This is a genomic window from Vibrio sp. Vb1337 (genome assembly GCF_033338715.1).
GTDB classification, from domain to species: domain Bacteria; phylum Pseudomonadota; class Gammaproteobacteria; order Enterobacterales; family Vibrionaceae; genus Vibrio; species Vibrio alginolyticus.
Map to the genome: position 1 here is coordinate 440,989 of NZ_JAWOTD010000001.1, position 8,876 is coordinate 449,864.

Genomic DNA, 8,876 nt, shown 5'->3' on the forward strand with positions numbered 1-8,876 from the left:
ATGCCAGTTACTGTCACACTGAAATCTTCAGGGCCTTCATAAACGGTGTCATCAATGGAAGCGATACGCACATCAAATTCGGTTTGCCCGGCAGGCACCGTCACCACACCATCATTTGGCACTGCAACCCAGCCACTTCCCGTGCTGTATTCTAAGGTGCCCAAATCTCCAACTTCGGTATCGCCAAGATTAAGACCCAGTTCCACCTGCGTTTCCGCTTCAGACGCGTTCGATAAAGTGACTTTGAAGTTCGCAGTCTCACCCTCATTAATGGTGCCAGCATCGGTAATAGTCACACTTGGGCGGTCATCATCGGGATCAGGTCCTGGACCACTGCCGTCATCCACTATCGTTGCCGTACCTGTATCGCTGCCTTGCACCGCGCCAATGCCAGTTACTGTCACACTGAAATCTTCAGGGCCTTCATAAACGGCATCATCAATAGAAGCAATGCGCACATCAAACTCGGTTTGCCCGGCTGGCACGGTCACCACGCCATCATTTGGCACTGCAACCCAGCCACTTCCCGCGTTGTATTCTAAGGTACCTAAGTCACCGGCTTCAGTGTCACCCAAGTTGAGGCCTAGCTCTACTTGAACAGTGGACTCGGAGGCATTCGATAGCGTCACTTTGAAGTTCGCCGTATCACCTTCATTAATAATGCCAGCATCGGTAATAGTCACACTTGGGCGGTCATCATCGGGATCAGGTCCTGGACCACTACCGTCATCCACTATCGTTACCGTACCCGTATCACTGCCTTGTACTGCGCCAATGCCAGTCACGGTCACACTGAAGTCTTCAGGGCCTTCATAAACGGTGTCATCAATGGAAGCGATACGCACATCAAATTCGGTTTGCCCGGCTGGCACCGTCACCACACCATCATTTGGCACTGCAACCCAGCCACTTCCCGTGTTGTATTCTAAGAGACCTAAGTCACCGGCTTCGGTGTCACCTAAGTTGAGAGTCAGTTCAACCTCAACATCTATAGCTGATGGATTAGATAACGACACTTTAAAGCTAGCCGTTTCACCCTCATTAACTATCCCTGCATCGCTCATCGTTACCGTTGGGCGATCATCATCAGGACTTAAACCTGGCCCACTACCATCATCAACAATGGTTGCCACCCCGGTTGCAGGTGTATTTTGTTCTTCTGTTGTGCCAGAAAGCGTAAACGTTTCTGGGCCTTCGAATATAGAGTCATCTATAGAGTCGAGAGAAACCGTAAACCCGCTTTCACCTAATGGGACCGAGACTGTAAAAGTACCGTTATCATCAACCAAGATTTCTTCCGTTGTACCATCAGAAAATGTTATGAGAACACGCTCATTAACGTAGTCACTTCCGCTCTCGTCAGTTGAACCGCCAGTTGCGGTGCCATCAAGTAGCGACAAAGTGACATCAGTATTGTCCTCTGTTGCTTGGTTTAAAGTAATATCGAATACAACCTGATCACCTTCGTTGATAGTCGGACTGGATATTTCCTGAACAATTATCGTTGCAGGAATGGGGGTTGCTGTTGGTTCTGGTGGTTGTATTTGGAGAATATCGAGTAGCGTCTCTACCTGAGTACTTGAAAATCCTGTTCCGTCAGTTCCCACTGTCTCAAAATTGGTACTAGCGAGTAATTCAGCACCTGTGCGATCTATAGCTCCCGTATTCTGTGGGCTAGACCCGTTTCCTTCACCTGCAGCAGGTTCAAACTCTTCACCCAGCTCAGTCGGGTCTTCCCCACTCGCAATTGCTTCAATTAACGCAGTGATATCATCAGTTACATTTATTGAACTTCCTTGTGGTGTCACCTGCTCGATAACAAGTTCAGAAGTATCTGATACTTCATCGATTATTAACTCTCCTGGTTGAGGTAGTTGACCCTGACCTAAAGTCCTAATCTCACCGTCCAACCCGATAACGACAATGTTGCCCGCCAATGAGCTAAAAGTTACACGTTCCATATCTACCTCGCCCCACTTCAAACCAAGTCAAAAGTTTGTCACCCCTACATTTACGTCTATAGTTTAGTCAAAATCATCATATTTTCGTTGTATGTGTAGCTTGTAGGACGCTTGATAACTCTAGGGGCAGAGTTACAAAAAAGCGCAGAGTGACACAGGCCGTGAAACGCTATGATATTAAGAATTCAAGCTTTTCTCCGAGCTAAACTTGCTATGTTGCTAAGCAACATTCGACATATGTGCTAAGGTTTTAAAAGGCGAAATCTTGGATTTTTGAAACAAAAGCTTTGTTTTAACAGTAGGTTGATAAATCCCTTACTCAAGCACTGTTATTTATGATGTTTCGTCTCAGTTATGAGATGAAATAGCAAAAAGCAACACGAATTTTTAGGAGAAATACCGTGAAATGGAACCGACTAAATATTGCTTGCTGCTGTAGTTTAATGGTGTCTATACCCGTTTTCGGTCAAACTTTAGAGCAAGCCGTAGCATTGACGTTAAAAAACAACCCTGACATTAAGAGTGCATTTAATGAATTTACGAGCCGAAAATACGTAAATGAAGCATCTTCGGGTGCTTACTTACCCTCTATTGATCTAGATGCGGGTATTGGGTATGAAGGATTAGACCCTTCTGACGAGGTGGGACGTGGAGATACAGATTACACTCGAAAAGAAGCATCGGTGACACTAACCCAACTTATCTGGGACGGCAGTGCGACTCTTAATGATATAGACCGAACCGCAGCGGATGCTGAATCAGTAAGATTTCAACTTTTGGCCGACGCATCGGATAAAGCACTTGAAGTCACCAAAGTGTATCTAGATGCTGTAAAAGCTTACGAAATACTCAAGCTGTCTGAAAACAACCTGGCTGTTCACAAAGATATCTACGATGACATTAAAAAACGAGTCAACTCGGGTATCGGCTCTACCGCTGACTTAACGCAAGTAGAAGCACGTTTGGCAAAAGCACACGGCAACTTAGCCGCTGCTCAAAATAACCTGTATGACTCTCACACGATGTTCACTCGTTTAGTCGGTCAAACACCGCAAGGGCTAATCTTTCCGAGAGCGGACCAAAACTTTATTCCGTACACAATTGATGAAGCGGTAGGCTTGGCATTTGAACTGCACCCCGTTATTCAAGTCGCACTCGCAGACGTAGACTCGGCTAAGTTTCAATACAAACAGTCTAAAGGTGTTAACTACCCAACCATTTCCATTGAAGCTTCGCAAACATGGCGTGACGACGCTGATGGTTTAAAAGGTCGCAGTGATGAGACACTTGCCATGCTGCGCCTACGCTACAACCTATTCAATGGCGGCAGTGATGCAGCGAACTCAGAAAACTTCGCCTACCAGCTAAATAAAGCAAAAGACTTGCGTGAAGGTGCCTATCGCAATGTTGAAGAAGGGTTAAGACTTTCTTGGAGTGCGCTTGATTTAACATTACAACAAAAAGAGTTTCTATCAGATCATGTAGACTCTGCGTCTGAGACCGTAATTGCTTACGAGAAGCAATATCGCATCGGTAAACGGACACTGCTTGATCTATTGAACACTGAAAACGAGCTCTTTGAGGCGCGTAAAGACTACTTAGATTCTAAATACGCAGAGCAGTACGCCAAATATCGAGTGATGAACGCAACAGGTCAACTGTTGAGTGCATTAAGGGTCGAAATGCCTAAAGAATGGCTAGAAGAAGTGGAGTATTAATTATGAAACACATAACTCTTATTGCACTCTCATTGATGATTTCGGCATGCAGTTCATCCGATAAAGGCGATGAGTATGATTACATCGATACGCCAATTGCCGATCAGTGGGCTGATCATATAGATGATGACTCAGACGGTGTTATTAACGAGCGCGATTTGTGTCCGGGAACTCCTTTAGGAGCCGAGATAGATAACGATGGCTGCGGTTCGTATGTCGACTCCTCACAAGAAATGCAAATTCGAGTCCTATTTGCGAACGATTCCGATGTTATAAACCCTATCTTTACGCAACAAATTCGTGAGTTGTCCGATTTCTTGAAAGAGTACCCAAATACGTCTATCGAGATTCAGGGCTATGCTAGTCGCACTGGTACTGCAGAACACAATCTCGACTTATCCAAGCGCCGGGCTGAGAACGTTAGAAAAGAACTCATGACGAATGGTATTAGTGGGGATAGAGTTACCATTGTGGGCTATGGAGACACAGTGCTTGCAACACAAGGCACTGACCAAGTGAGTCACGCGCTAAACCGTCGAGTAACCGCAACAGTGATTGGTCACAAGGGCGAAGTTAAGAAAGAGTGGACCGTTTTCACTACACTTCCAAAAAGCTAACACAACCATAAACAGAACGTAAAAATAAAAGGTCTAGCAAATTGCTAGACCTTTTTTGATTTTCAATTTTACCTAAATGGTAACGCCACTACATATCTTTGTATTGCGCCTCTAAACTTGCAATCAAGCTTTGAGTCACATCATCAACGCTTGCACCGTCAAAATGGATGTCTAATGTCGAGCTACCTTTTGTAATACTCAGGTTTGCCTCAGAGCTGCCATCTGGTGCCACTTCTACGTGATACTCTCCGACATCACCGGTATGATCACCTGATTGAAGATCATTAAGAAGCTCTCCAATTTCATCTTTAGATAAGTCATCAAAGAGATCAGAGAAGTCTAGAGTGTCTTCATCTTTATTGAAGTCAGTGACAGTGTCGCGTTCATTGGACACATCAATCCATTTAAAGATGTCTTCACCGTCCCCCCCTGTCAAAATATCATTGCCGAAACCACCAATTAAAATATCATTATCTGCACCACCGAACAGCTTGTCGTCACCGCCTTGTCCAAACAAAATATCATCTCCTGAACCACCAGAGATGGTATCTGCCTGGTCGTAATAACGAGACTGTTCAAATTCTGCTTGGTTTTCAGTAATGTAGTGATGAACTTCTTCTTTGGTAACCAACGAAACATCCTTACCTAGTTGAGAAGCTACGTAGTTTTGCAGCGCGGAAACTCCTTGCTCACCATCGACGTCGAAACGCATGGCATCACCAAAAATAATGTCATTTCCATCAAGGCTGTTAATCTCATCTTTGCCTTGCATCAAAGAAACTTCCTTACCAAGGATCACTTCTGCTAGTTGGTTTACATCTATGTTAGCTCTTACTACACCATCAGAGTCGAAGTTTTCTAACGAATCTTCATCTAAGTAGCGACCAAGACCTATCGAACGAACCTCACTAAATTCAGCCAATGCTTGATATGCGTTATTCGCTTGAGATAGAACATTATTTCCATAATCATCATAGACATATGAGTTAAGCATTCTCCCCACCTGTTCACCAGTAGAGAGCGAATACACCGCCCCGCGAAAATCTATGATTGTTTTATTGTTGTATGTGACTGTATCACCAAACCTGTAATCACTTGGCAAGACATCCGCTAGCGTCACTAACTTTTGTTCTGACACGCCAAGTACGACACCCTCCCAACCACTAAACCAACTCGTATTGTTATCCGTAGCTTGGTTTGGTTGACCATCAGATATGAAATAACTTAGGTTTGTTGCGCCACTATCGGCATTAGCAAACCAGTCTAGTGCAGATTGGAACCCGGCTTCATAATTTGTATTACCATCACCGATTTGTAAAATTGCATCCAATGTAGACTCTATTTGCGATGTTGCGTTGTCTGCACTCAAATCTAATTCAAGTACCTGAGAGCTCCCAGTAGCAAATGTGGTCAATAAAACGTTCACTTTGCCCGAATGAGGGCCACTAGCACTTTCGGTAAGAGTATTCAGCACTGTTTTTAGCTCACCTAGCGCTAGACCAACGTCGTAACCCATGCTGCCTGATGTATCGAGCATAAAAGCAATGTTGTAGTCCTGCCCCTCGACAATCTGTAATCCTTGAACATCGCCAACAATCACATCATTGCTATCAGATCCAGCTATCTTGTTATCACCATGCGTACCGGAAACAAAATCATAATCTCGAACTGAAACAGAAGCCGTGTCCGTTCCCATTTGAGTATTGTTATTAACTTCAACACTTCCTGCCGTCGCTGTTACATCAAAATCTAACGAACCATTGTAATCGGCTGGTACAGTAATCGTACCGCTTAGTTGATGACTGGTTTGATTTGGTTCACTTGAAAGGTCAACCGTGTAAGAACCATCGCTGTTTTCAGTAACCGTTTTGCCATTCACCTCTAATGTTAGCCCTGAAGGAATTCCCGTTAATGTGACGCTATCGTTAATGAATGACTCACTGCCATCCACATCGATAAGATCAAGGTTCAGCTCAAAAGAGACTTGCTGCTCTGTAAGTACAACATACTCTCCTGTGTTGTTATTTAGCTTGATAATGGCATCTTGGAAGATAAGTTGTTCAATTTCATAAAGGTGGTCACCCGACTCTTTATGAGTGCTCGAAACAACATCTTTTGTATCAATAAATCGGCTATCTTCGACAATCCAATACGGGACCTCTGAGTGGTCAGACGCAGGGTAATAGTTGAGGTTGTAATCAGACAACTTGCCAGAGTAAACAACTGTGTCCGTCTCCGCTTGATCATCTAATGAACCAATACCGCCATAGATAGAATCATTACCTCCTCCAGTCACAAAGATATCACTGCCTTGAGCATCAACGTTCGCACCTGCTTGTTGATCTCCGACAAAGCTCAGTGGCGATTCAGTGTCACCGCTTAGCATTAAGTCATTACCAACATGTCCGTTATTAAACGTTTGTGTCACCACATGTTCAAAGTCAAGCCCTGGTAAATTACTTGCCTCAAGCAGATCTTTAAGTTCTTCGTCTGTAGACCAGCTTCCGCCTAGTGTCACAGGTACAGACGTTACTGGACCGAAAGTAAGGTCAATCTTAATTGGGTCCGCGACAGGCTCTATGTCGATACTCAACGTACCTGAAGCAGAAGAATTGCCATCACTAACAGTGAAATGAATCTGCTCGTAAGTATCCAAGCCGTTCCCAACACCGTCTTTATCGAAAACATTTGCACCAGATTCATGTTCAGCAGGAACATAACGAACAAGACCATTTTCGATATCAGAAGCGAGTACACTGCCAGAAACCGCTTCCCAACCATCAGAACCTTTCACTTGCAGTGAGCCATTTAGAGCAGAAGTGTCAAACTCAACACTTATACTACTATCAACGATGCCTAAATGTTCTAGTGTTATAACAATAGCTTCGTCTTCTAATCCGGAAATTTCGTTGCTTTGAACTGCTGGCGGAACATCATTATCATCAATATAGCCAACGCCAGATACATCTCCGACTTTAATCACAAGACTCTCTGTTGATTCAACCAACTGATCATCAATACTTGGAATGGTAATCTCAAAGCCATTCACTCCGGCTGGAACAATAAGGTATCCACCCAAATACTTCACGCCATTAGTAAAAGTTGCGTTCGACAAATCAATGTCTTGAGAGCTCACACTAGAACCCTCTGCAGAGAAATCCACTTGATACTTAACGGTCTGATCTGTCGCGTTATTTAGAGAAACAGAAAACGTGACATCGTCACCCTCAACAACAGTAACACCTGCAATGCTCTCCACCACAGGTCCATTTTCCGCAACATTACCATCTAGTATTTCGTTAACGATATTGACCGTAGACGGATCACTAACTCCACTTTCAGAATCGACTGCCACATATCCAAAGCTATCTCCGGCAGGAATACCTTCTACATAACGTAACTCCCAGTTCCCTTCATTTTTCGTAGAAAAATCTAACTGAGTAATGACCGAACCTTCAGGAAGAGCTAGTTCTTGCCCAAAACCAACGCTTGTTTCTTGGAATAGCATGAAGTTGCCTTCAGGCTTCAAGAACTCGAACGTTTGAGTCTGTTCGATATTATTTGAATCTAAATACGTAACCGTAATAAGCGCAGCGTTGTCATCACCGTAATCAAACAATCCACCTAATCCATCTAAGCCAAGGTTTACGCTGCCCACAGGGTTATTAGACAAATCGATCGTAATTGTCTCGCCTTTCTCAATACCCTGCCCATCATTGTCAGCAATACCGTTTCCGATATGTGACACTTGGCGGTTGTATTGAGCAAGTTCACCACTATCAGAAGATATAGTGATGGAGGAACCATTAACTAAATGCTCAGTACGGGAGTGTGATGGACCTCCGTCCTCACTTAGCCCCCAATTATTGAAATCTGTTGTAGACTCGGAACTATTTGGTGTATCTGGGCGATCCTTGATACCTAATAAGAAACCCACATTATCAGCTTCATAGTAAAGGCTATCTTTTTCATAAAGAGTGTCACTGACTTCTTTTATTTCATGCAGTTCACCGTTGTTATCTCTGAAGAACAATGTTCCTGAGGTCGGTAGTTCAGTAATCTGCACATGCAAGTCGTTGCCATTTAAGTCATCTTCAATATCCGCTATATGATCCTGAGAGTCGCCATCACCTAAAGGTTTCGTATCAGTATCAAATACAACTTGCGTCACAGGCTTGTCAGTCACATGCGTAAAGTCCTCACTGTCAGGCTTGTCATTGACTGGCGTCACATCGACGTTCACCGTGGTGGACTCCGATACCCCACCCGAGGTAACGATGTAGGTGAAGCTGTCTGCCCCGTGGTAGTTGTCGTTTGGCGTGTAAGTGACGCTGCCATCCGGGTTGACCGAGACCGTGCCGTTAGCTGGACCGTTGTTGGTATCCAGCGACACCACTTTGTCGTCGCCTTCGAACGTGTCGTTACCTAAGACCTTAATGATGGTCGGCGTGTCTTCCACGACCGTTGCTTTATCTGCCACGATGTCCGCCACAGGCGCAACTATGAAGTTCACCGTTTGGCTAACGCTTTCGCCGCTTGGATCGGTGGCCGTAAACGTCAACGCTTCTGAGCCGTTCCAG

At 44.5% G+C, this 8,876-nt stretch carries 4 protein-coding genes; 2 read left to right on the top strand and 2 right to left on the bottom strand.

The window, feature by feature from the left end:
• On the bottom strand, positions 1-1,961 hold a 1,961-nt coding region (locus R7E42_RS01865), incomplete at its 3' end, for a Calx-beta domain-containing protein (protein ID WP_318072285.1).
• A 401-nt stretch (positions 1,962-2,362) separates the two neighbouring features.
• On the opposite strand from R7E42_RS01865, the gene R7E42_RS01870 reads away from it, so the two are divergent.
• Positions 2,363-3,679, top strand: a complete 1,317-nt coding sequence (locus R7E42_RS01870) for a TolC family outer membrane protein (RefSeq protein ID WP_195723090.1) — start codon at positions 2,363-2,365, stop codon at positions 3,677-3,679.
• Between the two features lie 2 nt (positions 3,680-3,681).
• On the top strand, positions 3,682-4,296 hold the full coding sequence (locus tag R7E42_RS01875; protein ID WP_031781371.1) for an OmpA family protein: 615 nt from the start codon (positions 3,682-3,684) through the stop codon (positions 4,294-4,296).
• 88 nt (positions 4,297-4,384) lie between these two features.
• Here R7E42_RS01875 and R7E42_RS01880 read toward each other — a convergent pair.
• Positions 4,385-8,876: Ig-like domain-containing protein (locus tag R7E42_RS01880; protein ID WP_318072286.1), on the bottom strand; the 4,492-nt coding region annotated here is incomplete at its 5' end.

What these genes read in the sequence shown, in the direction of transcription:
- R7E42_RS01875 (WP_031781371.1), top strand. Translation starts at nt 3,682, where the DNA reads ATGAAACACATAACTCTTATTGCACTCTCATTGATGATTTCGGCATGC.